Annotated in this window: 27 protein-coding genes and 1 pseudogene; 18 read left to right on the forward strand and 10 right to left on the reverse strand. The window is 64.2% G+C overall.

Features of this window, described 5'->3' with window-relative positions:
• The first annotated feature begins 11 nt into the window (after positions 1–11).
• The 5 genes from yajC to WDM24_RS19495 are packed head-to-tail and all read left to right on the forward strand — an operon-like array spanning position 12 to position 4302.
• A complete protein-coding gene (yajC, locus tag WDM24_RS19475) occupies positions 12–368 on the forward strand; it encodes a preprotein translocase subunit YajC (protein WP_166295821.1) in 357 nt (118 codons plus the stop codon).
• A gap of 40 nt (positions 369–408) precedes the next feature.
• A complete protein-coding gene (gene secD, locus WDM24_RS19480; RefSeq protein ID WP_166295818.1) occupies positions 409–2013 on the forward strand; it encodes a protein translocase subunit SecD in 1605 nt (534 codons plus the stop codon).
• A gap of 10 nt (positions 2014–2023) precedes the next feature.
• Positions 2024–3052 carry a protein translocase subunit SecF gene (gene secF, locus WDM24_RS19485; RefSeq protein WP_166295815.1) on the forward strand — a complete coding sequence of 343 codons (1029 nt, stop codon included), beginning with the start codon at positions 2024–2026 and terminating at the stop codon, positions 3050–3052.
• A gap of 6 nt (positions 3053–3058) precedes the next feature.
• Positions 3059–3442, forward strand: a complete 384-nt coding sequence (locus WDM24_RS19490) for an Mth938-like domain-containing protein (RefSeq protein ID WP_338700883.1) — start codon at positions 3059–3061, stop codon at positions 3440–3442.
• Positions 3439–4302 (forward strand): phytoene/squalene synthase family protein, encoded by an 864-nt coding sequence (locus tag WDM24_RS19495; RefSeq protein WP_166295809.1) that lies wholly within the window; start codon positions 3439–3441, stop codon positions 4300–4302. Before WDM24_RS19490 ends, WDM24_RS19495 begins: the two co-directional genes overlap by 4 nt.
• A 44-nt stretch (positions 4303–4346) precedes the next feature.
• Here WDM24_RS19495 and WDM24_RS19500 read toward each other — a convergent pair whose 3' ends face one another.
• The 4 genes from WDM24_RS19500 to WDM24_RS19515 form a co-directional block, all read right to left on the reverse strand.
• Positions 4347–4568, reverse strand: a complete 222-nt coding sequence (locus WDM24_RS19500) for a DUF1488 family protein (protein WP_338832133.1) — start codon at positions 4566–4568, stop codon at positions 4347–4349.
• Between the two features lie 237 nt (positions 4569–4805).
• Positions 4806–5909 carry a serine/threonine protein kinase gene (locus WDM24_RS19505; RefSeq protein WP_338832134.1) on the reverse strand — a complete coding sequence of 368 codons (1104 nt, stop codon included), beginning with the start codon at positions 5907–5909 and terminating at the stop codon, positions 4806–4808.
• A 5-nt stretch (positions 5910–5914) separates the two neighbouring features.
• Positions 5915–7348 carry a methylenetetrahydrofolate--tRNA-(uracil(54)-C(5))-methyltransferase (FADH(2)-oxidizing) TrmFO gene (gene trmFO / locus WDM24_RS19510; RefSeq protein WP_338832135.1) on the reverse strand — a complete coding sequence of 478 codons (1434 nt, stop codon included), beginning with the start codon at positions 7346–7348 and terminating at the stop codon, positions 5915–5917.
• A 110-nt stretch (positions 7349–7458) separates the two neighbouring features.
• The gene (locus WDM24_RS19515) at positions 7459–7611 is read right to left on the reverse strand and encodes a DUF1127 domain-containing protein (RefSeq protein WP_016846063.1); all 153 of its coding nucleotides are present in this window, start codon (positions 7609–7611) and stop codon (positions 7459–7461) included.
• A 732-nt stretch (positions 7612–8343) separates the two neighbouring features.
• On the opposite strand from WDM24_RS19515, the gene WDM24_RS19520 reads away from it, so the two are divergent.
• Positions 8344–8628, forward strand: coding sequence for a hypothetical protein (locus WDM24_RS19520; protein WP_029082674.1), 285 nt, complete (start codon positions 8344–8346; stop codon positions 8626–8628).
• A 164-nt stretch (positions 8629–8792) separates the two neighbouring features.
• Here the strand turns inward: WDM24_RS19520 and WDM24_RS19525 are convergent, their stop codons facing one another.
• The gene (locus tag WDM24_RS19525; RefSeq protein WP_338832136.1) at positions 8793–9608 is read right to left on the reverse strand and encodes a lytic murein transglycosylase; all 816 of its coding nucleotides are present in this window, start codon (positions 9606–9608) and stop codon (positions 8793–8795) included.
• Between the two features lie 230 nt (positions 9609–9838).
• Positions 9839–10750: a DUF2189 domain-containing protein gene (locus WDM24_RS19530; protein WP_338832137.1), complete on the reverse strand. Its 912-nt coding sequence runs from the start codon at positions 10748–10750 to the stop codon at positions 9839–9841.
• A gap of 289 nt (positions 10751–11039) precedes the next feature.
• On the opposite strand from WDM24_RS19530, the gene WDM24_RS19535 reads away from it, so the two are divergent.
• Together WDM24_RS19535 and WDM24_RS19540 are read left to right on the forward strand one after the other, a co-directional pair.
• Positions 11040–11447 carry a DUF3597 domain-containing protein gene (locus WDM24_RS19535; protein WP_338832138.1) on the forward strand — a complete coding sequence of 136 codons (408 nt, stop codon included), beginning with the start codon at positions 11040–11042 and terminating at the stop codon, positions 11445–11447.
• A gap of 102 nt (positions 11448–11549) precedes the next feature.
• The gene (locus WDM24_RS19540; RefSeq protein WP_338832139.1) at positions 11550–12341 is read left to right on the forward strand and encodes a fumarylacetoacetate hydrolase family protein; all 792 of its coding nucleotides are present in this window, start codon (positions 11550–11552) and stop codon (positions 12339–12341) included.
• An 11-nt stretch (positions 12342–12352) separates the two neighbouring features.
• On the opposite strand, the gene WDM24_RS19545 is transcribed toward WDM24_RS19540, so the two are convergent.
• Entirely contained in the window at positions 12353–12625 is a 273-nt protein-coding gene (locus WDM24_RS19545; protein ID WP_166295791.1) for a GNAT family N-acetyltransferase, read from the reverse strand.
• 100 nt (positions 12626–12725) lie between these two features.
• On the opposite strand from WDM24_RS19545, the gene WDM24_RS19550 reads away from it, so the two are divergent.
• The 5 genes from WDM24_RS19550 to WDM24_RS19570 all read left to right on the forward strand — a co-directional run bounded on the left by WDM24_RS19550 (position 12726) and on the right by WDM24_RS19570 (position 17526).
• The gene (locus WDM24_RS19550) at positions 12726–13670 is read left to right on the forward strand and encodes a tetratricopeptide repeat protein (protein ID WP_338832140.1); all 945 of its coding nucleotides are present in this window, start codon (positions 12726–12728) and stop codon (positions 13668–13670) included.
• A gap of 174 nt (positions 13671–13844) precedes the next feature.
• Positions 13845–14246 (forward strand): SPW repeat protein, encoded by a 402-nt coding sequence (locus WDM24_RS19555; RefSeq protein ID WP_166295786.1) that lies wholly within the window; start codon positions 13845–13847, stop codon positions 14244–14246.
• A 216-nt stretch (positions 14247–14462) separates the two neighbouring features.
• Positions 14463–16103, forward strand: a complete 1641-nt coding sequence (locus WDM24_RS19560; RefSeq protein ID WP_338832141.1) for an acyl-CoA synthetase — start codon at positions 14463–14465, stop codon at positions 16101–16103.
• A gap of 4 nt (positions 16104–16107) precedes the next feature.
• On the forward strand, positions 16108–16983 hold the full coding sequence (locus WDM24_RS19565) for a PCC domain-containing protein (protein WP_166295780.1): 876 nt from the start codon (positions 16108–16110) through the stop codon (positions 16981–16983).
• Positions 16984–17400: 417 nt separating this feature from the next.
• Positions 17401–17526, forward strand: coding sequence for a hypothetical protein (locus tag WDM24_RS19570; RefSeq protein WP_338832142.1), 126 nt, complete (start codon positions 17401–17403; stop codon positions 17524–17526).
• Between the two features lie 145 nt (positions 17527–17671).
• Here the strand turns inward: WDM24_RS19570 and WDM24_RS19575 are convergent, their stop codons facing one another.
• A complete protein-coding gene (locus WDM24_RS19575) occupies positions 17672–17923 on the reverse strand; it encodes a hypothetical protein (RefSeq protein WP_338832143.1) in 252 nt (83 codons plus the stop codon).
• Between the two features lie 517 nt (positions 17924–18440).
• On the opposite strand from WDM24_RS19575, the pseudogene WDM24_RS44515 reads away from it, so the two are divergent.
• From WDM24_RS44515 to WDM24_RS19595, 5 genes and pseudogenes are all read left to right on the forward strand, one after another.
• A pseudogene (locus WDM24_RS44515) lies at positions 18441–18536 on the forward strand (AAA family ATPase); the annotation flags it as partial.
• Positions 18537–18614: 78 nt separating this feature from the next.
• Positions 18615–19085: an AAA family ATPase gene (locus tag WDM24_RS44520; RefSeq protein WP_414645763.1), complete on the forward strand. Its 471-nt coding sequence runs from the start codon at positions 18615–18617 to the stop codon at positions 19083–19085.
• A 146-nt stretch (positions 19086–19231) separates the two neighbouring features.
• Positions 19232–19771: an SRPBCC family protein gene (locus WDM24_RS19585; protein WP_338832145.1), complete on the forward strand. Its 540-nt coding sequence runs from the start codon at positions 19232–19234 to the stop codon at positions 19769–19771.
• Between the two features lie 2 nt (positions 19772–19773).
• Positions 19774–20718, forward strand: a complete 945-nt coding sequence (locus WDM24_RS19590) for a cytochrome D1 domain-containing protein (protein WP_338832146.1) — start codon at positions 19774–19776, stop codon at positions 20716–20718.
• Between the two features lie 142 nt (positions 20719–20860).
• A complete protein-coding gene (locus WDM24_RS19595; RefSeq protein WP_166205151.1) occupies positions 20861–21184 on the forward strand; it encodes a PRC-barrel domain-containing protein in 324 nt (107 codons plus the stop codon).
• 364 nt (positions 21185–21548) lie between these two features.
• Here WDM24_RS19595 and WDM24_RS19600 read toward each other — a convergent pair whose 3' ends face one another.
• Together WDM24_RS19600 and WDM24_RS19605 are read right to left on the reverse strand one after the other, a co-directional pair.
• Positions 21549–22583, reverse strand: a complete 1035-nt coding sequence (locus tag WDM24_RS19600) for an IS110 family transposase (RefSeq protein ID WP_338826979.1) — start codon at positions 22581–22583, stop codon at positions 21549–21551.
• Positions 22584–22747: 164 nt separating this feature from the next.
• Complete coding sequence (locus WDM24_RS19605) at positions 22748–23383, reverse strand: tetratricopeptide repeat protein (protein ID WP_338832147.1); 636 nt, start codon at positions 23381–23383, stop codon at positions 22748–22750.
• Positions 23384–23388: the final 5 nt, after the last annotated feature.

Genomic DNA, 23388 nt, shown 5'->3' on the forward strand with positions numbered 1-23388 from the left:
GGATCGTCCGAATGCTGATTACTCCTGCGTTTGCTCAGGCTGGAGCTGGCACTGATACCAACAGCATGTTGATGTCGCTGCTGCCATTCGCGCTGATCTTCGTCATCATGTACTTCCTGATTCTGCGCCCGCAGCAGAAGAAGGTGCGCGATCACGCAGACCTCGTGAAGAACATCCGCCGCGGCGACACCGTGGTGACCTCGGGCGGCCTCGTCGGCAAGGTGACCAAGGTGGTCGACGACGACCAGATCGAGTTCGAGATTTCGGACGGCGTTCGCGTGCGGCAGATGCGCCAGATGATCTCGGGCGTGCGGACCAAGGGTGAGCCGGCGAAGGGCGACGCCAAGGACGAGGCGTCCGCGAGCTGATCGCCGCGGAGCCTTTTGCCGAATCTGACAGGTCAATTCGATGTTGTATTTCACGCGGTGGCGAGCGCTGGGGATCATCCTGACAGCGCTGGTGGTCTGCCTGTGCGCCGTGCCCAATTTCTTTCCCGAGGCGCAGGTCAAGACCTGGCCGGCCTGGGCGCAGCGGCGTCTCGTACTCGGCCTCGACCTGCAGGGCGGCTCGTATCTGCTGCTCGAGGTCGACGCCAACTACGTGAAGAAGGAAAAGCTCGAGCAGGTTCGCGACGATGCCCGGAAGGCGCTGCGTGACGCCCGGATCAGTTTCACCGGGGGCGTGCAGATCCGCAACGACGGCGTCGAGGCTAGGATCGCGAAGGAGGCCGACGTTCCAGCGGCGTTGGCGAAACTTCGCGAGGTCGCGCAGCCGATCGGCGGCCTGCTTGGCTCCAGCGGCCAGCGCGACGTCGACGTGACCGATGCGGGCGGCGGCTTGATCCGTCTGACCGTGTCGCAGCCCGCGATGATCGAGCGGATGCGCAAGACCATCGAGCAGTCGATCCAGATCGTCGAACGCCGCGTCAACGAGCTCGGCACGGTCGAGCCTGTAATCCAGCGTCAAGGCACCGACCGCATTCTGGTGCAGGTGCCGGGTCTGCAGGACCCGACGCGGCTGAAGAAGCTGCTCGGCGAGACCGCCAAGATGGATTTCCGGATGGTCGACACGTCGGTGTCGCCCGATCAGGCCCAGCAGGGCCGGGTGCCGCCGGACTCCGAACTGTTGATGAGCGCGTCGCCGCCGCCGGTTCCGTATGTCGTCAAGAAGCAGGTTCTTGTTTCCGGTGGCGAGCTCTCCGACGCCCAGCCCGGCTTCGACCAGCGCACCGGCGAGGCGATCGTCAGCTTCAAGTTCAATACGTCGGGCGCCCGCAAATTCGCTCAGGCGACCGCCGATAACGTCGGGCAGCCGTTTGCGATCGTGCTCGACAACAAGGTGATCTCGGCACCCGTGATTCGCGAGCCGATCACCGGCGGACAGGGCCAGATCTCCGGCAGCTTCAACGTACAGTCGGCCAACGATCTGGCGATCCTGATGCGCGCCGGCGCGCTACCGGCGCCGCTGACCGTGGTCGAGGAGCGCACCGTCGGTCCCGGCCTCGGGCAGGACTCGATCGAGAAGGGCGAGCTCGCGGCCTATGTCGGCTCGATCCTGGTCATCGTGTTCATGCTGCTCACCTATCGGCTGTTCGGGGTGTTCGCCAACATTGCCGTGGCCATCAACGTCGCCATGATCTTCGGGCTGCTGTCGCTGCTCAACGCCACGCTGACCTTGCCCGGCATCGCCGGCATCGTGCTGACCGTCGGCATCGCGGTCGACTCCAACGTGCTGATCTATGAGCGCATCCGCGAGGAATTGCGCGGCGGCCGCAACGCGATCTCGGCAATCGACGCCGGCTTCAAGCGGGCGCTGGCGACCATCCTCGACTCAAATATCACCACCTTCATCGCTGCCGCCGTGCTGTTCTACATCGGCACCGGACCGGTGCGCGGCTTTGCCGTGACGCTCGGTATCGGCATCATCACCACGGTGTTCACCGCCTTTACCCTGACGCGCCTGATCGTCGCCGGGTGGGTGCGGTGGAAGCGGCCGCAAACCGTGCCGATCTGAGAGGCCTGTTGTGACTCATATCGTTCTCATTGGCCTTGGCATCCTGATCGCCGTGCTGACCGTGGTCGCGGTGCTCGGCCTGCTGCCGGCGCTGCGTATCGTGCCCGACGATACGCATTTCGATTTCACGCGCTTCCGTCGCATCAGCTTCCCGATCTCGGCGCTGCTCTCGATCCTCGCCATCACCCTGTTCTTCACCCACGGCCTGAACTTCGGCATCGACTTCAAGGGCGGCACACTGCTGGAAGTACGGGCCAAGTCCGGCACCGCCGACATCGCCGGGATGCGCACGACCTTGAACGGTCTTGGTCTCGGCGAGGTGCAGTTGCAGCAATTCGGAGGTCCGGCCGAAGTCCTGATCCGTGTCGCCGAGCAGCCCGGCGGCGATAAGGCGCAACAGGATGCGGTGACGAAGGTGCGGGGCGCGCTTGGCGAATCCGTCGAATACCGGCGGGTCGAAGTGGTAGGACCGCGGGTCTCAGGCGAATTGCTGGCGTTCGGCATGCTCGGCCTGATGCTCGCGATCGTCGGCATCCTGATCTATCTCTGGTTCCGGTTCGAGTGGCAGTTCGCGCTCGGCGCCATGATCGCCAACGTCCACGATATCGTGCTGACGATCGGTTTCATGTCGATCACTCAGGTCGATTTCGATCTCACCAGTATCGCGGCGCTGCTGACAATTCTCGGTTATTCGCTCAACGATACCGTCGTCATCTACGATCGTATCCGCGAGATGCTGCGACGTTACAAGAAGATGCCGATGCCGCAGCTCCTCAACGAATCGATCAACTCGACGCTGTCGCGCTCGATCATCACCCACGTCACCGTGACCCTGGCGCTGCTCGCGCTGCTGCTGTTCGGCGGCCAGGCGATTCACAGCTTCACTGCGGTGATGATGTTCGGCGTCGTGCTGGTCGGCACCTACACCTCGATCTTCATCGCGGCGCCAATCCTGATCTATCTTGGTGTTCACACCACGCGGGGCGAGGCGCAGGATGCGCCGGCCAAGAAGCCGGACGCGGCGGCAGCCAAGAAGTAGCCGGTCATGAACAACTCCTCGGACGCTCCCCATCTTCCGAGGTCGGCGCCGATCGAGGCTTACGGCAAGGGCGGCTTCGCGTTCGCCGATATGTCGCACCGCGGCTCGCTGCTGTGCCTGCCTGACGCGATCTGGGCCTGGCCGGTGACCAGGCCGCAGGAGATCGACGAATATTCGCTGCAGAAGGTGTTCGCATCAGCCAATGCGATCGACACGCTGATCGTCGGCACCGGCACCGAGGTCTGGGTACCGCCAAAGGGCCTGCGCGAGGCCCTGCGCGCGGTGCGGGTGGTGCTCGACCCGATGCAGACGGGGCCTGCGATCCGCACCTACAACATCATGCTTGGCGAGCGGCGCCGCGTCGCGGCGGCGCTGATCGCGGTGCCATGAGCGCGGCGGAGGCGCCAAAGGACGGCGCGGCCTTCTGCGCCGATCTGGTGCGCACCCATGACTTCGTGCGCTACGCGTCGACCCTGTTCATGCCGGGTCCGGAACGCCGGGCGCTGCTTGCGCTCTACGCCTTCAACATCGAGGTCTCGCGCGTGCACGAGCAGGTCAGCCAGCCGCTGCCCGGCGAGATGCGGCTGCAATGGTGGACCGACATGCTGGCCGGGGCGGGGCATGGCGGTGTCGAAGGCAATCCGGTCGCAGCCGAACTGCTGCAGGCGATCCGCAATCACCGCCTGCCGGTCTCGCCGTTGTCGCAGCTGGTCGAGGAGCACCAGTTCGATCTATACAACGACCCGATGCCGTCGCTGGCCGCGCTCGAGGGCTATCTTGACGCTACGGCGTCTGCGCTGTTCTCGGAGGCCACGCGCATCGTGGCGCGGCCATCGGAGGCGATCGATCACCTGGCCCGTCATGCCGGCCTTGCCCAGGGCATGGCGCAGGTCATCGCGGCGCTGGGCCGCGACGCCTTGCGGCAACAGCTGTTTCTGCCGCTACCGCTGCTTCAGCAGCACGGCAGCAGCAAGGAAGAGGTGTTTCTCGGCAAGCCGACGCCGAACATCCGTGCGGCGATCGATCAGCTCGCGGACGAGGCGCAGGCCCATCTCAAGACCGCATTCGGGCTGCTTGCGGATGTCCCGTCGGGCGTGCGGCCGATCTTTCTGCCGCTCGCTCATGTCAGGCGCGAGCTGAACCGGGCGAAGAGGGCCGACAACGATCCGTTCCTGCCGCAGCCGGTCTCGCGCCTGCGCACGCTCTGGACCTTGTGGCGAGCTGCGCGCACCGAGGAATTCGGTCGCTAAAGCATCATCCCGAAAAGTGTGAAGCGGTTGCGCGGAGGTGATGCTCAACTTTGCTCTTTCGCGATGTGCTTGGTGAAGATCCGGATCGTTGCGCCCCTGACCACCGGACCGCTTTCAAAGATGTCGGACGCGATCATCTCGATGGCGTCGCGCAGCGCAACGAATTGCGCCTGCCGGGCCAGGCTCGGTGTTCCGCGCGTGCCGGCCAGCTCGTCCATTGCGGCATCGCTGATCTGGCATTCAATTTCCTGATCGCCGTGCATCATGGTGAATCCGAACGCCAGGCGTTCGGAATTATATCCCCCGATACGGCCACGGGTGAGTGGCATTAAGCTTGTTCCTTGAGGCGCGCTAGCCCCGCAAGATTGGCGCGTCGAGCTGCGTTTGTCGAGAGTGTGCGCGCTAAAGCGCGATGAGATTGGGTTGGATCGTCGTCGCGCTTTAGCTTGTTGTTTGAGCATGATCTTTTCGGAAAACCGCTTCGCACTTTTCCGGATCATGCTTTAGCGCGCCGGCCGATCCATCTCGGCTACTTCAAAATTGAAGCGATCGCGCAGATTCTTGCGCTGCTCGAGGATGTCCTTGAGGAACTCGCGATCGGCGTCGCTGCGCATCATCGGCTCGATCAGGTCGATCTGGTTCATGGCGACGAGCTGCAGGATTTCGGTGCGCGGCTTGCCGGCCGCATCGCGCGGCAGCGCATGCACGATCTGGATGTGTTCGGGCGGCTTGACGCCCTTGGCTGCAGCAAGCTCGCTGCGCAGCGTCCGTTCCAGCGCGGACTGGTCGGCCTCGACGAAGGCGTAGAGCCCGACGCCGACGCGCCGGTCGGCAAAGGCGACGATCGCGGTGTCGCGCACATCAGGATTCCTGCGGATCAGATCGACCAGCACCGGGGCGTCGTTCACCAGCCGCCGGCCGCCGCCCTCGCGGTCGGTGAAATTGAAGATGCCGCGGGTCACAGCCTGATAGACCTTCTTGCCGGTCCTGAGCCAGATTCTGGCGACCGCCGACTTCTTGGCGAGCACCTTGCGCTCCTTCGGCGTCAACGCCTCCGGCGCGTAGCTACGCTTGTGCTTCAAGAGATGCCGCAGATCCTCATAGGCCGCGATGCGGAACAGCCGGCTTCGGCTCTTGAAGCAGGCGGCGAGCTGGAAGTCGGTGAGGTAGGCGCGGCCGTCGCGGCCGACCAGCCAGTTCTGCTCTTTGGCGAGGTCGTTGTGGCAGATGCCGGCGCGATGCAGTTTGCGCAACGCGGCCTTGGCGGAGCGGAAATAGGCAACGTCGCCGTGCGGCTTCGCCAGATGCAGCGCCGCGCCGTCGATGAAGCCGCGCACCAGCGCGCGCTTGCCGGCCCACAGCAACTTGGGGCCGACGTCGAGGTCGCACGCCAGCGTCAGCGCGCGGCGTTCGCGCGAGAACAGATGCAGCGCCACGAGGAACGACCAGAACGGCACCTGATCGAGCCGGCGCAGCACGCCGTCGACCTCGCCGTCATCGGCGCGGAAGCGGCCGCGCTCGACGGTCGAGAACACATCGCGCTTGAGCAGGACACCCTGGCGCCATCGCGCCGACAGCGTCGCGTCGTCGTCTTTCGGCAAGCTCATGATGGTCAGGCCGCCGCTGCAATGCGCAGGTGCTCTGCGATCCAATGGTCGAGGTCGGCGAGCGCCCGCGCGCTGATCGCCTGCTTCTTGGCGACCGTCTTCTCGTTGCCGCGCAGTCGCGAGCCGTCCGGCTTCTTGGTCGGAGGACTGGCCAGCGGCGGGAACAGACCGAAATTGATGTTCATCGGCTGGAACGAGCGCGGGCCGGATTCGATGGTTTCGATATGGCCGCCGGTGATGTGGCCGAGCAACGCGCCGAGTGCGGTCGTGGCCGGCGGCGGCGTCAGCGCGGCGCCGCGCGTGTCGGCGGCGGCGCAGAGCCCGGCAATCAGGCCGACGCTGGCCGACTCAACGTAGCCCTCGCAGCCCGTCATCTGCCCGGCGAAGCGCAGCCGCGGCTGCGCGCGCAGCCGCAATTGCCCGTCGAGCAACTTTGGCGAATTGAGGAAGGTGTTGCGATGCAGGCCGCCGAGGCGGGCGAACTCCGCCTGCTCGAGGCCCGGGATGGTGCGGAACACACGCTGCTGCGCGCCGTGCTTCAGCTTGGTCTGGAAGCCGACGATGTTGTAGAGCGTGCCGAGCTTGTTGTCCTGCCGCAGCTGGACGATCGCATAGGGCTTGACCGTCGGATTGTTCGGATTGGTCAATCCGACCGGCTTCATCGGCCCGTGGCGCAGCGTTTCGTGACCGCGTTCGGCCATCACCTCGACCGGCAGGCAGCCGTCGAAATAGGGCGTGTTGGTCTCCCAATCCTTGAAGTCGACCTTCTCGCCATCGAGCAGCGCCGCGACGAAGGCGTCATACTGCTCCTTGGTCATCGGACAGTTGATGTAGTCGGCGCCGGTGCCGCCCGGGCCGACCTTGTCGTAGCGCGACTGAAACCAGGCCACCGACATATCGATGGAATCCTTGTGCACGATCGGCGCGATCGCGTCGAAGAACGCGAGCGCGCTCTCGTCGGTCAGCTGCCTGATGGCGTCGGCGAGCGGCGCCGAGGTGAGGGGACCGGTGGCGATGATGACGTTGCTCCAGTCGGCCGGCGGCAGGCCGGCGACTTCCTCGCGGCTGATCTCGATCAGCGGATGTTCGTTCAGCGCCTTGGTAACGGCGGCGGAAAAGCCGTCGCGGTCGACCGCCAGCGCGCCGCCGGCGGGCACCTGGTTGGCGTCGGCCGAACGCATGATCAGCGACCCCAGCCGCCGCATCTCGGCGTGCAGCAGCCCGACCGCGTTGTTGGCGGCATCGTCGGAGCGGAAGGAGTTCGAGCAGACCAGTTCGGCGCAGCCTTCGGTCCTGTGCGCCTCGGTCATCCGGTGCGGGCGCATTTCATGCAGGACGGCGCGGATGCCGGCATTGGCGACCTGCCAGGCGGCTTCCGAGCCGGCGAGCCCCGCGCCCACGATGTGCACGGGTTGGGAAGAGGATTGATGCGGTGTCATCGCGCAGCGTTAGCGCGTTTTGATTCCATATGCATCTGAAACCGCGCCAAAAACGATAACGCCCGCTGCAGGAGCGGGCGTTATCCGTTCATCAGATGGCTTGCGGCCGATTAGCCGTTGTAGGTACCGGCGGCAACGCGCGGAATGTCCGAGCGGTCGAGGCCGATATCGGCCAGTTCGCGATCGCTGAGCTGGGACAGTTCGCTGACATTGCGCTGATAATCCCGGAAAGCCTGGATCATGCGGATGAGCGAGAGCAACATGGTAGTCTCCTAGTAGTTCCGATTCAGCTTTTCAACGCCTCATCGTTGAAGTGAATATAGATGATATGGTGCAGCGCGGTAGTTCCAATGGTGCGATGCAGCTAAGCTCAAAACGCATGGCGGAGGTAAGCTTCGATTAACCGTTCCGGGTATCGCGGGCCGCTCTCCGGACGGACGTTCCCTAGGAGCTGTATCTCCCGGAGAAATATTCCTGAGATCAGTAGGTTAAGAGAATTTCAGCATATCTAAAGACTTTGCTTATGTGGTAATTAAGGACCGTTCAATCAACTTCTGGCGCACCCATTAGAGACGGATCACTTCGATGTGTTCCATGCGTGATTCGCATGCAGAATCGTGACGTAAGAATGATCGTCAGTTCATTGTATTATCTCGACGGCGCTGAATGATTGCAGCGTCAATCGGTCGCATTGATTCGAGAGGTAATTCGATCCTGTGGCTGCCTCATATTTGGCTTTCGGTCGGCATGTTGCGCAGATCGACTTGCTGATTACCGGAAACGCGCTTCGGTTGAAGTGAACAGCTGCAGCAAAGCTAATGCGGCGGCGCTTCCTTACGGGCATGTAATCAAAACACTATGCAACGCATGCGCGATCCGCGCGCAACGCTCATCACATTTGGATCGCACGAAGTTCATTCTGAACGCTGCCGGGAACAGCGATAAATCGTTCTGCAGATTCCGCAATCACGCTGGTTTCTGTTCAAGAACAAAAGATGGAACATCTCATGATCAAGACATTGATCGCAGCAGCCACCGTAGCTGCCGTTGCTTACGCCGTCGCTCCCGCTCAGGCCGCACATCATCATCATGCGGGCCTCGGCTGCAGCGGTGACAACCTCGGCAAGACCGAAGCCGCTGTCGAAGCTATGGCCGACAACGAGGTCAAATTCGCGGCGGAGAAGGAAGTCTCGCTCGCCCAGGACGCGATGCTGAACAACAAGTGGGGCGCTTGCGGCGCGCACCTCAGCAAGGCTGCAGAAGCCAGCATGGCGAAGTAAGCTTTTGATCGTGGCGATAAGGGCCGATTGCCTGGGGCGATCGGCCCTTTTTGATTCATCCGGGCAGGATCAGCGCTGATCGAACCAGCGCCGAAGTTCGGGCTTCTCGTCTTGGCTGTCGTTCCTGGCTCGCCGCCACGCAAGCCGGTCCGAGCTCCAAAGCGCTATGGCGCCTTGGCGAGTTGGGTCGCGAAGTAGCCGATCGTCCGAGCGTAAATCTCGCTCTTGTTCCACTGCTGGATCACCGCAAAATTATCGCTGCCCGGCTCCCAGCCCTTGCCCTGCTTCCAGCCATGGCTCTTCAGGAAATTCGCCGTCGACGCCAGCACGTCGGGCACGTTGCGCAGGAGATCGCGCTTGCCGTTGCCGTCGAAGTCGACCGCGAACTTGATGTAGGACGACGGCATGAACTGGGTCTGGCCGAGCTCGCCAGCCCAGGCGCCGCGCATCTCCTGCGGCGCAAGATCGCCGCGCTCGACGATGCGCAACGCATCCATCAGCTCGGCCTTGAACATGTCGGAACGGCGGCAATCATAGGCGAGCGTCGCCAGCGAGCGCATGGTCGCAAACTTGCCGGTGTTGACGCCGAAATCGGTCTCCAGCCCCCAGATCGCGACCAGGATTTCGCCCGGCACGCCATAGGCCTCCTCGATTCGCGACAGCACCGAGCCGTAGCGCTTCATCATGTCGGAGCCGCGGTTGAGCCGGGGCGGCACCATGCGGCCGGAGAACTGCTCGAACGTCTGGCTGAACACCTGCTGCGAATGGTCGCGCGCCAGGATCGCCTTGTCCTGCGTGACGCCATTCAGTCCGGCCTGGATCGCGTTCTGCGAAATGCCCTTCGCCGCAGCCTCCTTCCCGAAATCATCGAGCCAGGATTCGAACGTGCCCGTGCCGCACGGGGCGGCGAGCGCAGACGCCGTCGAGGTCACGAGCCACGCGCCGATGGCGAGCGTGCGAAAGGAAAGGTGAGAGGTCATCGGGCAATTCACTCCGGAGTCTGCGATGTCATCGATTGGTCGCGGAATCCGGCGGTATGTTCGCGGCAACAGCGGCCAAAACAAGGCTCTTGATCGATCGATTTATCTCAGATGGCGCTGCAAATGCCACGCCAATCTCAAATCCATTTGACGGTCAGGACAACAAAACCGCCGGCCAAGCATCGGCCGGCGGTTGCTTTGACGTTCACGAGTTCACATTCGGCCAGCGCTTACCCGCGATCGCTGCGTCGCCACGGGAACAGGTTGGCGGGGAAGTCCGCGGCGGGCTTGCGCTCGCGCGGCTCGGGAATCACCGGCCGCGCATTCGGGTCCTTGACGATGACCTCGCGATAGAGATGCCAGGTGGCGTGACCAAGCAGCGGGATCACGACGGCAAGCCCGAGGAAGAACGGGATCGAGCCCAGCAACAGTAGCACCGCGACGATCAGGCCCCAGGCGGCCATCGGCACCGGGTTCTGTGCCACGGCGCGCATCGACGTCACCATCGCTTCGCCGGCGCTTGCCTGGCGGTCCAGCATCATCGGGAAGGCGACCACGCTGATGCACAGCGCCACGAGCGCGAACAGGAAGCCGACGCTGCAGCCGACCACGATCAGCCACCAGCCTTGCTGGGTGGTCAGCACGCGCGCGGCAAAATCGGGGATGTTGGCCGCGGTCTCATAGCCGAACACCGCCGTGTAGATCGCTTGGGCGGTCGCGATCCAGGTCACGAACAGCGCGAACAGCAGCGTTCCGACCCCGAGCATCGCGCCGAACGACGGCGACCGGAATACCTCCAGGGCGTCCCACGCGGACGCTTCCCCGCCGTCCTCGCGGCGGCGGCTCATCTCGTACAGACCGATCGCGGCAAACGGGCCGAGCAGGGCAAAGCCCGCGGCCAGCGGAAACAGCAGGGGCAGCACGGAATAACCGTGCACCGTGCGCGCCAGCACGAGGCCGAGCACGGGATAGATCAGACACAGGATGATGGCGTGGCTTGGCACCGCCTTGAAGTCTTCCCAGCCGAGACGCAGCGCATGATGCAAATCGGACAGGCCGATGGTGCGGATCACAGGCGCAGACGCGGTGCCTTGTCCGCTCGGCGTCATCGATGTGACATTGCCTTGGTATTGACTGGCCATGGTCGTTGTCTCCCTCTGGACGGTCGCATTTTGCGCCCGGCACGCGGGCACAAACGTACCGCCTCTCGAAACGATCACGAGTAAGCCAGACGCGAAAGACAAAGCAGGGAACTGGCCGTGTCGCGAACTGTGCATTGAGGCTACTCCCAAACCGCGCCAAAAGCACTCACGCTTAAGTGAAATGTCGCATTGGCAGGCTATGGTGGGGGCGATACACTTTATCGGCGACCTCGGTCAGGCGTCCCAGCGCCGTCTGGCCTTCACATCTCAACTCTCTTGGGAGCGAACGATGAGCATTTTCGGAAAAATCATGGGCGCGATCTTCGGCAGCAGCGCGAGTGCCGCGCCCGCCGGCGGCACCACCTCAGCTCCCGCCGGAGGATCCGGCAGCACGTCGCCGTCTCCCGCCGCAGTGCCCGCCGGTGCGGCGCCCGCCCAGTCCGTTGACGTCGCCCCGATCCTCGACAAGGCGGTCGCCGCGAAGGGCGAGAAGCTCGAGTGGCGGACCTCGATCGTCGACCTGATGAAGGCGCTCGACATCGATTCCAGCCTGTCGGCCCGCAAGGAGCTCGCCAAGGAGCTCGGCTATTCCGGCGACACCAGCGATTCCGCCAGCATGAACATCTGGCTGCACAAGCAGGTGATGGGTAAGCTCGCCGCCAATGGCGGCAAGCTGCCTCCTGATATCAAGCACTGACGGGACAGCGATCCCGCACACGGCCAGGGCCCGCGCCAGCGCGGGCCCTTTTTTATGCGGCGGCGAACATCTATAGATCGGCCAACAACAAGGAGAACGCTCATGACTGATCTCGACCGCCGGACCATGCTTGCGACCGGCGCCTTTGCACTGGTCGGCGCCGCCGCGCAATCCGCGCCGGTCCACGCGCAGGCCGGACCGAAGGCGATATTTCCGGTGCCGGCGGTGACGATCCCGATCGTCGGCGAGGCCGAGGTGTTCCAGGTCCGCCGCATCTACTGCATCGGCCGCAACTATGCGGCGCACGCGATCGAGCGCGGCTCCGATCCGACGCGCGAGCCGCCGTTCTTCTTCCAGAAGCCGACCGACGCGATCCAGAACGTCGCCGTTGGTACCGTCGCCGATCATCCCTATCCCTCGCTGACCAAGAACTACCACCACGAGGTCGAGCTGGTCGCGGCGCTGAAATCCGGCGGCACCAATATCCCTGCCGAGAAGGCGCTCGATCACGTCTATGGCTACGCGCTCGGGCTCGACATGACGCGGCGCGATCTGCAGAACGGCATGGCCGCGGAGAAGAAGCCGTGGGAGATCGGCAAGAGCTTTGACCACGCGGCGGTGCTTGGGCCGATCCACCCGGCTGATAAGACCGGCCACTTCACGCAAGGCGCGATCTCGCTCGCGATCAACGGTACGGTGCGGCAGAGCTCGGATCTGAAGAACATGATCTGGAGCGTCGCCGAGCAGATCGCGAAGCTGTCCGAGGCGTTCGAGCTGAAGGCCGGCGACATCATCTATTCCGGCACGCCGGAGAATGTCGGCCCGGTCGTCAAGGGCGACGTGCTGCTCTGCAAGCTCGAGGGCTTGCCGGACATGTCGATCAAGATCGTCTGACGGACAAGGCGCTAGCCCGCGAGATCCGCATATTCCGGATGCTTGCCGAGATAGTCCACCACGAAGCCGCAGCCGGCGATCACCTTGTGGCCGTCGGCGCGGATCAGCTCCAGCGCCCCCTTGACCAGCTCCGAGGCGATGCCGCGGCCGCGCAGGGCGCGGGGCGTCTCGGTATGGGTGATGATCACGGCCGACGGCGTCCGCCGGTAGTTCGCAAAGGCTGTACCGCCCTCGGTGTCGAGCTCGAAGCGCCTCTCGGCCTTGTTGTCGCGGACGGCAGCCATCGCAAAATCCCGGTTGATTCACAGGCCCTGATCTAAGCGCGTGAACCCGCCGGTGCAAAGCCGCGACCAACCCGCAAATTGGCATTTGTGGATTGACGATATGCGCATTTTGGCCTGCCTGACCGCCGCATTGCTCGGCGCCGCCCTGACGCTGCCAAATCCGCGGCAAGCCGCCGCCGGCGACGATCCGAACTGGCAGGCCTGCGTCGGCCTGACGACGGCGCCGGGTGACCGTGTGACGGCCTGCAACGCCGTGATCGACGGCAAGACCGAGACCGGCAAGCGGCTGGCCGGGGCCTATTGCAACCGCGGCCACGGCCTGACCGAGAAGCGCGAGCTCGACGCCGCGCTCGCCGACCTCAACGAGGCGATCAAGCTCGATCCTGCCTACGCCTGCGCCTATTCCAATCGCGGCCGCGTCTACGCCTTCAAGCGCGATCTCGATCATGCGATGGCCGACTACGACGAGGCGATCCGTATCGATCCGACCTTCGCGCTGGCCTACAACAATCGCGGCGACGCCTGGGCTACCAAGGGCGATCTCGACCGTGCGCTGGCCGATTTCAGCCTCGCCATCAAATACAATCCGCAGCTCGCCACCGCCTATGGCAATCGGGGCTTTGCCTATTTCCGCAAGCGCGATGCGGCGCATGCGATCGCCGACTACACCACTGAGATCAAGCTCGAGCCCAACGTGCTCGCCTATATCAACCGCGGCAATGTCTATCGCGACATCAATCAGCTCGACCGCGCCGCTGCCGACTATGGCGAGGCGGCGAAGATCGCGCCGACGGACGCGCGCGGCTGGCGCAACCGCGGCCTGATCCGCCTCTATCAGGACGACATCAAGGGCGGGATCGCCGATTACGACAAGGCGCTGCAATACGATCCGAATGACGCCTATTCCTGGAGCAACCGCGGGCTGGGCAAGATGCAGCTTGGCGACAAGAAGGGGGCCGCGGCCGATTTCCGCAAGGCGCTCGAGCTGCGCCCGGATCTCAAGACCGCCCAGGAGGCGCTGGAGCGCCTCGGCGCGGCGCGGTGAGGTTCGATCCGGTCGGCCGGCGCTTCTGCCGCGTCGCACACAGCCCGCCAGGGCCTTGCGGGCCGATACGGTTCGATTAGGTTTGATATCAGACATACGCCCCTGACGCGGCCGGATGGTCTGTCGGTACGGAGTGGCCGCTGACGTATGCCCCTTGTCGCAAGGAGGTTGGTCATGTCGAACAATCGTTTCTTCAACATACATCGCCCCTGGGAGGACTGGGTCGGCATGCTGCTCGGCGTGCTGATCATGGTCTCGCCCTGGTTTCCGATGCAGGTCAGCGGCGCCGTCGATATCGAGCGCAGTCATCTCGTCCTCAACAGCTTCATGGTCGGGATGCTGGTGCTGGGCGTCTCCCAGCTCGAATATGTCGCGCTGCATCGCTGGGAGGAGGTGGCGAGCATCCTGCTCGGCCTCTGGCTGATGGCATCGCCGTTGGTCTTTGGCTACTCCGAAGACCAGGCGCTGCAGTTCTGGCACATCCTGCTCGGCGCGCTGGTCGCCATGATCGGCGCGTTGCAGCTCTGGCAGGACTGGAACCTGAGCGAGCAGGAACTGGCCAGGCATCCGCAGTAGCGGTCCGGTCCAAGACCAACGGATTGACCGCCGCCGCGGTATCATGGCGCTGCGGCGGTCGGGCCTTGCCGAAGGCCGCGGCTTGGCGATAAACCGGACAGCACCATCCCTTTGCCATCCCCTTGCGGCGCTTGAAGACGCCCGGTTCTGACCGAGGAAATACCCGATGACCGTCCTGATCCTGCCCAGTCTGTTGTGCGTGTTGGCGGGGCAGCAATGAGCGGGGAGGCTTCGACCGCGCCGCGCGGCGGGATCGCGCGGGTGTCGCGCCGGGTGATGAACCTGGCCTACATCCTGACCCAGAACGCCCGCCGCCACGGCGATCGCCCCGGCTTCATCTGGAACGAGAAGGCCTGGTCGTGGCGCCATATCGACCAGAACGTCTCGGCGCTGGCGGCGGCGCTCGCCGCGCGCGGCATCGTCAAGGGCGACCGTATCCTGGTGCATTCCAAGAACTGCGACGAGATGTTCTGGTCGATGTTCGCGGCCTTCCGGCTCGGCGCGGTCTGGGTGCCGACCAATTTCCGCCTGATGCCGGACGAGGTCGCCTATCTGGCGGCAGCCTCCGGCGCCAAGGCGTTTCTGTGCCACAGCGATTTCCCCGAGCACGCCAAGGCGGCCGCCAATCCCGCGCTCGAATTCGTCTGGCGGATCGGTGAGGAGGGCACGTTCGGCGAGGCGACGCTCGGTGACGTCATCGCCAAACACGCCGGCGCTACGGTCGAGAACGTCGCGGTCGAGTACGACGATCCCTGCTGGTTCTTCTTCACCTCCGGCACCACCGGCCGCTCCAAGGCCGCAGTGCTGACCCATGGCCAGATGGCCTTCGTGATCACCAACCATCTCGCCGACCTGATGCCCGGCACCACCGAAGACGACGCCTCGCTGGTGGTGGCGCCGCTGTCGCATGGCGCCGGCGTGCATCAATTGGTGCAGACCGCGCGCGGCGTGCCGACCATCCTGCTGCCGTCGGAGAAATTCGACATCGCGGAGGCGTTCCGCCTGATCGCCAAGCACCGCGTCAGCAACATGTTCACGGTGCCGACCATCCTGAAAATGATGGTCGAGCATCCCGCTGTAGACCAGCACGATCATTCCTCGCTGCGCTACATCATCTACGCCGGCGCGCCGATGTATCGCGAGGACCAGAAGGCGGCGCTGAGCAAGCTCGGCGGTGTGCTGGTGCAGTATTTCGGGCTCGGCGAGGTCACCGGCAATATCACGGTGTTGCCGCCGGGCCTGCACGATCCCGAGGACGGCCCGCATGCGCGGATCGGCACCTGCGGCTTCGAGCGCACCGGCATGCAGGTCTCGATCCAGGGCGACGACGGGTGCGAGCTGAAGCCGCACGAGACCGGCGAGATCTGCGTGATCGGCCCCGGCGTGTTCGCCGGCTATTACGACAACCCAGAGGCCAATGCGAAGGCGTTTCGCGACGGCTGGTTCCGCACCGGCGATCTCGGCCACATCGATGAGGAGGGCTTTGTCTACATCACCGGCCGCGCCTCCGACATGTACATCTCCGGAGGCTCCAACATCTATCCGCGCGAGATCGAGGAGAAGCTGCTGACGCATCCTGCGGTCGGCGAGGTCGCGGTGCTCGGCGTGCCCGATCCGTTCTGGGGCGAGGTCGGCGTCGCCGTCTGCGTCGCGCGCGAGGGCACGGAGGCGGTCGCGGAGGCGGAGCTTGCGGCGTATCTCGCGCCAAAAGTGCCGCGCTACAAGATGCCGAAGCGCTTCTTCTTCTGGGAGGCGCTGCCGAAGTCCGGCTACGGCAAGGTACCGAAGCGGCTGATCCGCGACGAGCTCGAGGCGCGCGGGCTGCTCGAGGTGATCGCCAAATCGACGGGTGCGTGAGGCGATGCGCAGCATCGCCCAGCCTGGCGCTCCCACCCCCGAGCGCATCCAATGGGTCGCCGCGCGCGGCCGCGCCTTTTCATTCGTGCTGGAGGCCGGCATTCCCTTGCTCGAGGCCGTGCGCCGCGGCTTTGCGGCGGAAGGATTTGCCGGCGGCGTGCTGAGCACGAAGGCCGGCGCGCTCGGCCCGTTCGCCTATGTGATGCCGGCGCTGTCGAAGGATGGCGTCAACGCAGCGTTCTACAGCGACACATTCCGCCCTGATGGCGTGACGCGGCTCAAGCTCGCGGCGCTGACCTTCGGCGAACGAGACGGCGCACCGTTCTTTCACTGTCACGGATTGTGGACCGAGGCCTGTGGCCGCTTCAACGGCGGCCACATGCTGCCGGATGAGACCATCGTCGCCGAGCCGTTCGAGGTGAATGCGTTCGGGATCGACGGCGCGACGTTTCTGGCGGAGCCCGACAGCGAGACCAATTTCAAGCTGTTCGGTCCGGTCGCAACCGAGCCGCGCGGGGCGAAGACCACGCGCCATGCCTACGCGTTGCGGCTGCGGCCGAACCAGGATTTTGCCTGCGCGCTGGAAGGCTTTTGCCGCCAGCACGGCATCCTGCGCGCGCGAGTTCATGGTGGTGTCGGCTCGACCATCGGCGCCATCTTCACCGACGGCCACAGCGTGGTGCCGTTCGCGACCGAGCTTGCGGTGACGGCAGGCGAGATTGCGCCTGATGCGGATGGCCGGCTGCACGCCGAGCTCGACATCGCGCTGGTCGATTATCTCGGCGGCATCGCCGAGGGACATCTGGTGCGCGGCGATAATCCGGTGCTGATGACGATGGAGCTCGCACTCGAGGTGCTGGAAGAGACGGAGCGGCCTTAGGGGTGGGGTGAGCTTTCTCCCCACGGTCGTCCCGGCGAAGGCCGGGACCCATACTCCGCAGCAGTAGTTGTGAGAGGGACTCGTCCTTCCAGCGTCGCGCAACAATAGTCATTCGTGGTTATGGGTCCCGGCTCCCGTGCGCAATTGCGCACTAGGCCGGGACGACATCGAATTTGTTGCGCGGTCTGCGAGTAGAACGTTGCTTCGGAAGCGAGGTCTATTGGAATGGCGTGGGGATATGGTTTCGCTTCCGAACCGCGGGGAGTTCGAAGCTCTGGCTGAGTTTGATCCCGGCTATCTGCAACGAAAGTCGCAAACGGCGTAACCCACTTGCGCGCCGTAGCGCGCTTGAAACGAAAGCCCGCGGCCGACTAGAATTGCGAGAAAGGGGGGCGTCCTGGGGTAGGAGGCTCGTCGATGACGCCACGTTTTGCTTTGATCGTTTTTTCAATTGTATTTGGCTTGGCAGTTGCATTCGCCGCGATCACGACGTCCAGGCATATTGCGGCTTCTCAGGCTGCCACCACCGCGCGCGCAACTTGATCGCAGCGACCACAGGGCAAGCGCCGCCGCCTGGTCAACTCAGGCGACGACGCCCGTCTGAGGGCCTCAGGGCGAAGCCCGCGCTCAGCGTAGGCAGCTGTTGTGAACGGTTCGTATATCGGCGGGCGATGCGACCGTGGTTCCCCTAGAACGAAGCGTATGCGTTTCGAAACGCAATCGCGCCGGCAATTGATCGCGGCCGCGTGCGCACGGCATGGCCGTCGTTGCCGCTCTGTACGATCCACTGGCCGTTCTGCTGGCCCACGATCTTGCCAACGTGGTGACGCCAAACCACGATCGTGCCGACCGAAGGGCCACCCGCATTGCTGCCGTATCGCGCCCAGGATCGCGCCAGGTTGAACTGCGGACCCGGATCGCTACCGACCTGGGTGCGCATGAACCATCCGCACCACGCGGCTGGACGGCCGGAATGTGCATGATGCCGATGACGGTGATGGCCGCGGGCTTCGGCGGCAGAGGAAGCAAGGGCCGAAAGCACGGCAACCGCAGTCAGAAGTTTACGCATTACAAAGTCCTTCTTGTTGTTGGCAGAGGATCCTTGGTGTGGGGGGGGGGCGCAGCGACGATCTGCGTTTGGTAGCGAAGGGACCGCATCGGTCCGGCGACGCTCGCGAGGCGGGAACATGGCCCGCTCAGGCCTTTAAGAAATGGGCTATGGCCAAAATATGGCCGGGGTTCCGCGTCCGGCGCGTGTCTGCCACCGTATCGTTCCCGTTACGTTCTTGACGGTGCCTTGGCCATCTGAGACCCTGGTTGCCGCTGAGCGCTGGGAGGCAGGACGAATGGCCAGAGGACGAAACCGCCCGATCAACATGCCCGCGCCCTACCTGCGGCGGGTCTGGCTGGAGCCTACGCGGATCCCCGACCGCGAGGCTTACCCGTTCGTGCTGCCGCTGCTGCGCGACGATTTCGAGCTGAGCTTCGACAAGGCCATCACCATCATCGTCGGCGAGAACGGCACTGGCAAGTCGACGCTGCTCGAGGGGATCGCCGTGCTGGCGGGCTATGACGACGCCGGCGGCGGCAAGGGCTATCGGCCGGTCGACCACGGCAACGCGGTCGAGAAAATGGGCGGCTCGCTTGCGGCCGCGCTCCGCGCGAGCTGGCTGCCGAAAATCACCAAAGGCTGGTTCTTCCGCGCCGAGAGCTTCTTCTCGGTCGCCAGATATCTCGACTCCGTCGCCAGCCCCTATGCCGACTTCCTATCGCATTCGCATGGCGAAGGCTTTTTGCGCTTCTTCGAGGAGCGCTGCCAGCGGCAAGGCATCTTCATCTTCGATGAACCGGAATCGGCGCTGTCGCCCGCGCGCCAGATCGAGTTCCTCAAGCTGCTGCACCGGATGAACTGTAGCGGCCACTGCCAGGTGATCATGGCCACGCATTCGCCGGTCCTGATGGCCTATCCCAACGCGACGCTGTTGCGGCTGACGAAGTACGGGCTCGAGCCGGTAAACCTGAAGGATACGGATCACTACAAGGTCATGCGCGAATTCTGCGACGACCCAAAGGGGTTCGTCGACGCGGCGATCGCCGAGTGAGGGGGGCCAGGCAGGCTTGCCTCCCGGGGAAGAAGGAGCCCGCGACTTCGCTCTGGTGCTAGCAGGCGGTCCCCGATCCGGTCTAAACCTCGACCCATAAGCTTCGGCACGCGCTTGGCGGCAGACCGACAGATCAGGGAGACGACATGAGGAGAGCGATCGCGAAGGTTGGCGTCGTGGTGGCGGCATTGGCCGTGCTGGGGGCCGCCTGGGCCCACGGGCCGACCCGGCAGAAGGTGCGGGAATCCATCGAGATCGACGCGCCGCAGGCCAAGGTGTGGGCGGTGATCGGCAATTTCCAGGACATGAGCTGGCTTCCCGGCGTCAGCAAGACCGAGGGCGAGAAGGGCAACGAGATCGGCGCCACGCGGCGGCTGACCTTGGCGCCCGGCGCCACCGTCGACGAGGAGCTCTACAAATACGAGCCGGACATGATGAGCTACTCGTACCGGATCACGGCGGTCGACGTGAAGGTGCTGCCGGTCACCAATTATTCCTCGACGCTGTCGCTGTCGCCGGCGCCCGGCGGCAAGACGAAGCTGGAATGGACCGGCGCGTTTTACCGCGGCTTTCCGAACAACGACCCGCCGCCGGAACTGAGCGACGAAGCCGCGGTGAAGGCGGTGAGCGGGCTCTACCGCACCGGCCTTGAGGCGTTGAAGAAGAAGATCGAGAGCGGCAGCTGAGCATGCGGGCGATCGTTGTCGCGGCGCTGCTTGGCCTCGGCGCCGCCCATGCCGAGGAGGCGTTCGTCACCAACCAGCTCAGCGACGATCTCACGGTGGTCGATCTCGCGACGTCAAAACCGGTCGCGACCATCGCGATCGGCGGCAAGCCCGCCGGCGTCGCCGTCAGCAATGACGGCCGCTTCGCCTATGTGACGAGCCCCGACGCCAAGGCGCTGACCGTGGTCGACGCGTCAGCGCGAAAAGTGGTCGGCCGGGTCGATGTCGGCGGCGGGCCGCTCGGCATCGCGGTGTCGCCCGACGGAGCAACAGTCTATGTCGCCGACTGGTACGCTGCCGCGGTACGGGTGATCGATGCCAGGGAGCAGCGGGTCGCCGCCAGCATCGCGGTCGGTGCATCGCCATCCGGGCTCGCCGTGACGCCGGATGGCCGGCTGCTGCTCTCGGCGGACCGCGACGACGACAGCGTGTCTGTTATCGATACCTCGACGCGGGAGCGGAGAGGGATCGTGAAGGTCGGCACCCGCCCGTTCGGCGTCACCATCGATGCCGAGGGCAAGCGTGCCTACACCGCCAACGTCGGCTCCAACGACGTCTCCGTGATCGACATTGCGACCGCCCGCGAGCTCGGCCGCGTCCATGTCGGCCTGCGCCCCTATGCGGTGGGGCTGGCGCAGGGCCGCGGTTTCGTCACTGACCAGTATGACGGCAAGGTCAGCGTGTTCGACCTCGCGACCTTGCAGCCATTGAAGCGGATCACTGTCGGCGATTACCCCGAAGGCATCGAGGCGACGGCCGACGGCAAACGGATCGTGGTCGCGAACTGGGAGAGCAACACGCTCAGTGTGATCGATGCCGCCGAGCTGAAGGTGGTCGGCGAGATCAAGGTCGGCGACGGGCCAAGGGCGTTCGGGGCGTTTCTCAGGAGGACGGAGCAGGGGCTGTAGCCCGCATGAGCGAAGCGACGTGCGGGACGATTTGACGCGATCTTCCCGGATATCGCTGCGCTCATCCGGGCTACTTGTCTGCACATCCGGCGTGCGCTGGTGCTATAATCTCCGCCGAACAAGGGAAGACAGGGAGGATGCCATGCATCATACCTTGGTGCCCAGCGACCGCGTCGAGCATGTCTGCGTGTTCGGGCGCGACGGCACGAAGCTCGGATCGATCGAGCGGCTGATGCTCGACAAGGTGAGCGGAACGGTGGCCTACGCCGTGATCAAGACCGGCGGCGTGCTGAGTACCCACCACCACTATCCCGTCAGATGGACCGCGCTGCGATTTGATCCCGAGCGGCAGGCCTTCGAGGCCGAGGTGACGCTGGAGGACCTGCGCACAGGGCCGTCCGAGTTGGACGGCGACGCGTTCGACTGGGGCGACCGCTACACGCACCCGAATTACTGGGCGGTGTAGCGAGAGGCTGAGGTTGTCCGAACGTCGTAGCCCGCATGAGCGAAGCGACATGCGGGATCAGCTGTCATCGTTGACAGCAGGTCCCCGGATATCGCTTCGCTCATCCGGGCTTCTGTAACGGGCCTTTGTAAGTCAATCCCTTTTTGCGTGATCCACTCGCCGGGCACTTGCTTCTGTACGGGATCGGCGCGAAGGCCGTCGCCTGATGGGGTGCATTGAGGAGCCGGCCGGCCAATCTACGGAAGCGTGGTTGTGAGCCACTTCCCGGATGGCGGCCTGACCGGATCCATCGTCCCGGCGCAGGGACCTCGCTCAGGGAGAGCCTGGTGTCGTGGCCCGCCCAGAACCGATTGCTGCTCCTTGCTTAGGTTGCCGAGGCCTTGGCCATCGGGTTGAACGGTTTGGCGTCGGCGAGCATGCGATGCAGAACGACGGCGAGCTTGCGTGCGAGCGCCACCTTGGCCTTGCGCAGGCCTGCGCGCCGGGCGATCCGCATCGCCCAGCCTTTCAGCGCCGAGCAGTTCCTGACCGGCTTGGTCAGCATGACGTGAGCCGCCTGATAGAGCGCCTCGCGCACGGAGGCATCGCCGATCTTGCTGATGCGGCCGGTATAGTCGGTTTCGCCCGATTGGTACTTCTTCGGGGTGAGGCCAAAATGCGCTCCCGTCGCCTTCGAGGACCGGAAGCGCTTCGGGTCGTCGACCGCCGCGGCGTAGGTAAGCGCCACGATCGGGCCGACGGACGGTGTCGTCATCAGGAGGCGGGCTTGAGGGTGCGACCTGGCGAGCTTTTGGGTGTGCTTATCCAGGCCATTGAACTCGCGCCGCAGCACGGCGTGGGCTTCGAGCAGCGCCTGTGCCACGATCTCAAGTCCGGGATGGCCCGCTACGAGCTCCCGGATGCGTTCGGCGAACGTGCGCTCGGTGGTCGTGCCGACCTTCAGACCGAAGCCGCGGAGCACGCCGCGCAGGCTGTTCTCGATGTCGCGCAGCTTGGACTGCAGCAGCTTGCGTGCCGTCAGAACCGCCCGCGTCTCCTGCGCTTCGATCGACTTGCAGTGCACCGGCCGGAACCAGCCCAGCCGCATCAGTTGCGCGATCCCGCGGGCATCGTTGCGGTCCGACTTCACCGGCATCGCCTTGAAGGCATCGCGGACGTGCCGCGTCTCCAACAGTTCGACTGCCAGGCCCGCATCCCGCATCGCTGCGTAGAGCCATTGCGACAGCGGACCAGCCTCCAGCCCGATCCGTTCCAGCACCAACCCCAGCGACCGCAACCAGGTGATCAAGGCCTCCGGCTCACTCGCAACCCTCGCCTCGCGCAAAATCTTACCTGTCCCATCGACAAGGCAGACGCTCGAGCATTCCAAAGACACGTCGATTCCTGCATAGTGGTACATGGTCGTCCCTTAATGATGCTTGGAGCGGGCTTGCCCGACTCCGTTTATTGACACCATCAGTTTGAGGGACGACCGCCTTCCAACCAACAGGCCGCTCGCGAGCGCGCTTCCAAATCGCGCCGTAGCGAGCGGGCGGCCGGCCCGTTACCCCATCTACTTGCTTGCTATACGATCGCGGCAAGTCGTTCCCTGATGTCGCGGTAACTTGACCCTATGACGCCGAGCTTCGGATGATACCGCAGTCCGGATACCTCTTTGTCCGCGGCAGCAAGAGCCGTGCGTGCGGCGTTCCTGGCCGAGTCGGTCAGTCCGCAAGCACTCTGAATGAGGGCGCGGCTGCCGTAGAAGCGGAACGCAGTAACTGGAAACAATGGTGGTTGACTTCCGAACTCATCAAGTATCGCGAGGGCCGTCTCGTAGTAGTTCGAGAGTTCGTTTGTCGCGACGATCCACACAAAATCAAGCCATGCCCATGTCTGATTATTTGGCTTGATGCGCATCGTCTGGATCGCGCGTTCATAGTACGCGAGGGCGCCCTCAATGTCCCCCGACGCGGCAAGACAGTCGGCTTTTGCGGAGAGCGCTTGTACGAATCTGATCGAATCTGAGTAACGATCGATCACGTAGTCGAAAAGCTCTATCGCGCTGGCGTAGTATTGAGGGCCTGTCTCCAATAGCGTGAAGCCTTGGATAAAGACATACTGCGGCCGATTTTGTTCTCGCGCTTTGCGCAAGCGGTGCCAAAATTCGGTCTGATCTTCTTGCGACCAAGATTGCCTTCGGAACCAGTCAACACCCATTGAAA

Origin of the sequence: Bradyrhizobium sp. 27S5, assembly GCF_037217225.1 — a bacterium.
In the GTDB taxonomy this organism is placed as follows: Bacteria; Pseudomonadota; Alphaproteobacteria; order Rhizobiales; family Xanthobacteraceae; genus Bradyrhizobium; species Bradyrhizobium septentrionale.

What these genes read in the sequence shown, in the direction of transcription:
- yajC (WP_166295821.1), top strand. Translation starts at nt 12, where the DNA reads ATGCTGATTACTCCTGCGTTTGCTCAGGCTGGAGCTGGCACTGATACC.
- secD (WP_166295818.1), top strand. Translation starts at nt 409, where the DNA reads ATGTTGTATTTCACGCGGTGGCGAGCGCTGGGGATCATCCTGACAGCG.
- WDM24_RS19490 (WP_338700883.1), top strand. Translation starts at nt 3,059, where the DNA reads ATGAACAACTCCTCGGACGCTCCCCATCTTCCGAGGTCGGCGCCGATC.
- WDM24_RS19495 (WP_166295809.1), top strand. Translation starts at nt 3,439, where the DNA reads ATGAGCGCGGCGGAGGCGCCAAAGGACGGCGCGGCCTTCTGCGCCGAT.
- WDM24_RS19500 (WP_338832133.1), bottom strand. Translation starts at nt 4,568, where the DNA reads ATGATGCACGGCGATCAGGAAATTGAATGCCAGATCAGCGATGCCGCA.
- WDM24_RS19505 (WP_338832134.1), bottom strand. Translation starts at nt 5,909, where the DNA reads ATGAGCTTGCCGAAAGACGACGACGCGACGCTGTCGGCGCGATGGCGC.
- trmFO (WP_338832135.1), bottom strand. Translation starts at nt 7,348, where the DNA reads ATGACACCGCATCAATCCTCTTCCCAACCCGTGCACATCGTGGGCGCG.
- WDM24_RS19515 (WP_016846063.1), bottom strand. Translation starts at nt 7,611, where the DNA reads ATGTTGCTCTCGCTCATCCGCATGATCCAGGCTTTCCGGGATTATCAG.
- WDM24_RS19520 (WP_029082674.1), top strand. Translation starts at nt 8,344, where the DNA reads ATGGAACATCTCATGATCAAGACATTGATCGCAGCAGCCACCGTAGCT.
- WDM24_RS19525 (WP_338832136.1), bottom strand. Translation starts at nt 9,608, where the DNA reads ATGACCTCTCACCTTTCCTTTCGCACGCTCGCCATCGGCGCGTGGCTC.
- WDM24_RS19530 (WP_338832137.1), bottom strand. Translation starts at nt 10,750, where the DNA reads ATGGCCAGTCAATACCAAGGCAATGTCACATCGATGACGCCGAGCGGA.
- WDM24_RS19535 (WP_338832138.1), top strand. Translation starts at nt 11,040, where the DNA reads ATGAGCATTTTCGGAAAAATCATGGGCGCGATCTTCGGCAGCAGCGCG.
- WDM24_RS19540 (WP_338832139.1), top strand. Translation starts at nt 11,550, where the DNA reads ATGACTGATCTCGACCGCCGGACCATGCTTGCGACCGGCGCCTTTGCA.
- WDM24_RS19545 (WP_166295791.1), bottom strand. Translation starts at nt 12,625, where the DNA reads ATGGCTGCCGTCCGCGACAACAAGGCCGAGAGGCGCTTCGAGCTCGAC.
- WDM24_RS19550 (WP_338832140.1), top strand. Translation starts at nt 12,726, where the DNA reads ATGCGCATTTTGGCCTGCCTGACCGCCGCATTGCTCGGCGCCGCCCTG.
- WDM24_RS19555 (WP_166295786.1), top strand. Translation starts at nt 13,845, where the DNA reads ATGTCGAACAATCGTTTCTTCAACATACATCGCCCCTGGGAGGACTGG.
- WDM24_RS19560 (WP_338832141.1), top strand. Translation starts at nt 14,463, where the DNA reads ATGAGCGGGGAGGCTTCGACCGCGCCGCGCGGCGGGATCGCGCGGGTG.
- WDM24_RS19565 (WP_166295780.1), top strand. Translation starts at nt 16,108, where the DNA reads ATGCGCAGCATCGCCCAGCCTGGCGCTCCCACCCCCGAGCGCATCCAA.
- WDM24_RS19570 (WP_338832142.1), top strand. Translation starts at nt 17,401, where the DNA reads ATGACGCCACGTTTTGCTTTGATCGTTTTTTCAATTGTATTTGGCTTG.
- WDM24_RS19575 (WP_338832143.1), bottom strand. Translation starts at nt 17,923, where the DNA reads ATGCGCACCCAGGTCGGTAGCGATCCGGGTCCGCAGTTCAACCTGGCG.
- WDM24_RS44520 (WP_414645763.1), top strand. Translation starts at nt 18,615, where the DNA reads ATGGGCGGCTCGCTTGCGGCCGCGCTCCGCGCGAGCTGGCTGCCGAAA.
- WDM24_RS19585 (WP_338832145.1), top strand. Translation starts at nt 19,232, where the DNA reads ATGAGGAGAGCGATCGCGAAGGTTGGCGTCGTGGTGGCGGCATTGGCC.
- WDM24_RS19590 (WP_338832146.1), top strand. Translation starts at nt 19,774, where the DNA reads ATGCGGGCGATCGTTGTCGCGGCGCTGCTTGGCCTCGGCGCCGCCCAT.
- WDM24_RS19595 (WP_166205151.1), top strand. Translation starts at nt 20,861, where the DNA reads ATGCATCATACCTTGGTGCCCAGCGACCGCGTCGAGCATGTCTGCGTG.
- WDM24_RS19600 (WP_338826979.1), bottom strand. Translation starts at nt 22,583, where the DNA reads ATGTACCACTATGCAGGAATCGACGTGTCTTTGGAATGCTCGAGCGTC.
- WDM24_RS19605 (WP_338832147.1), bottom strand. Translation starts at nt 23,383, where the DNA reads ATGGGTGTTGACTGGTTCCGAAGGCAATCTTGGTCGCAAGAAGATCAG.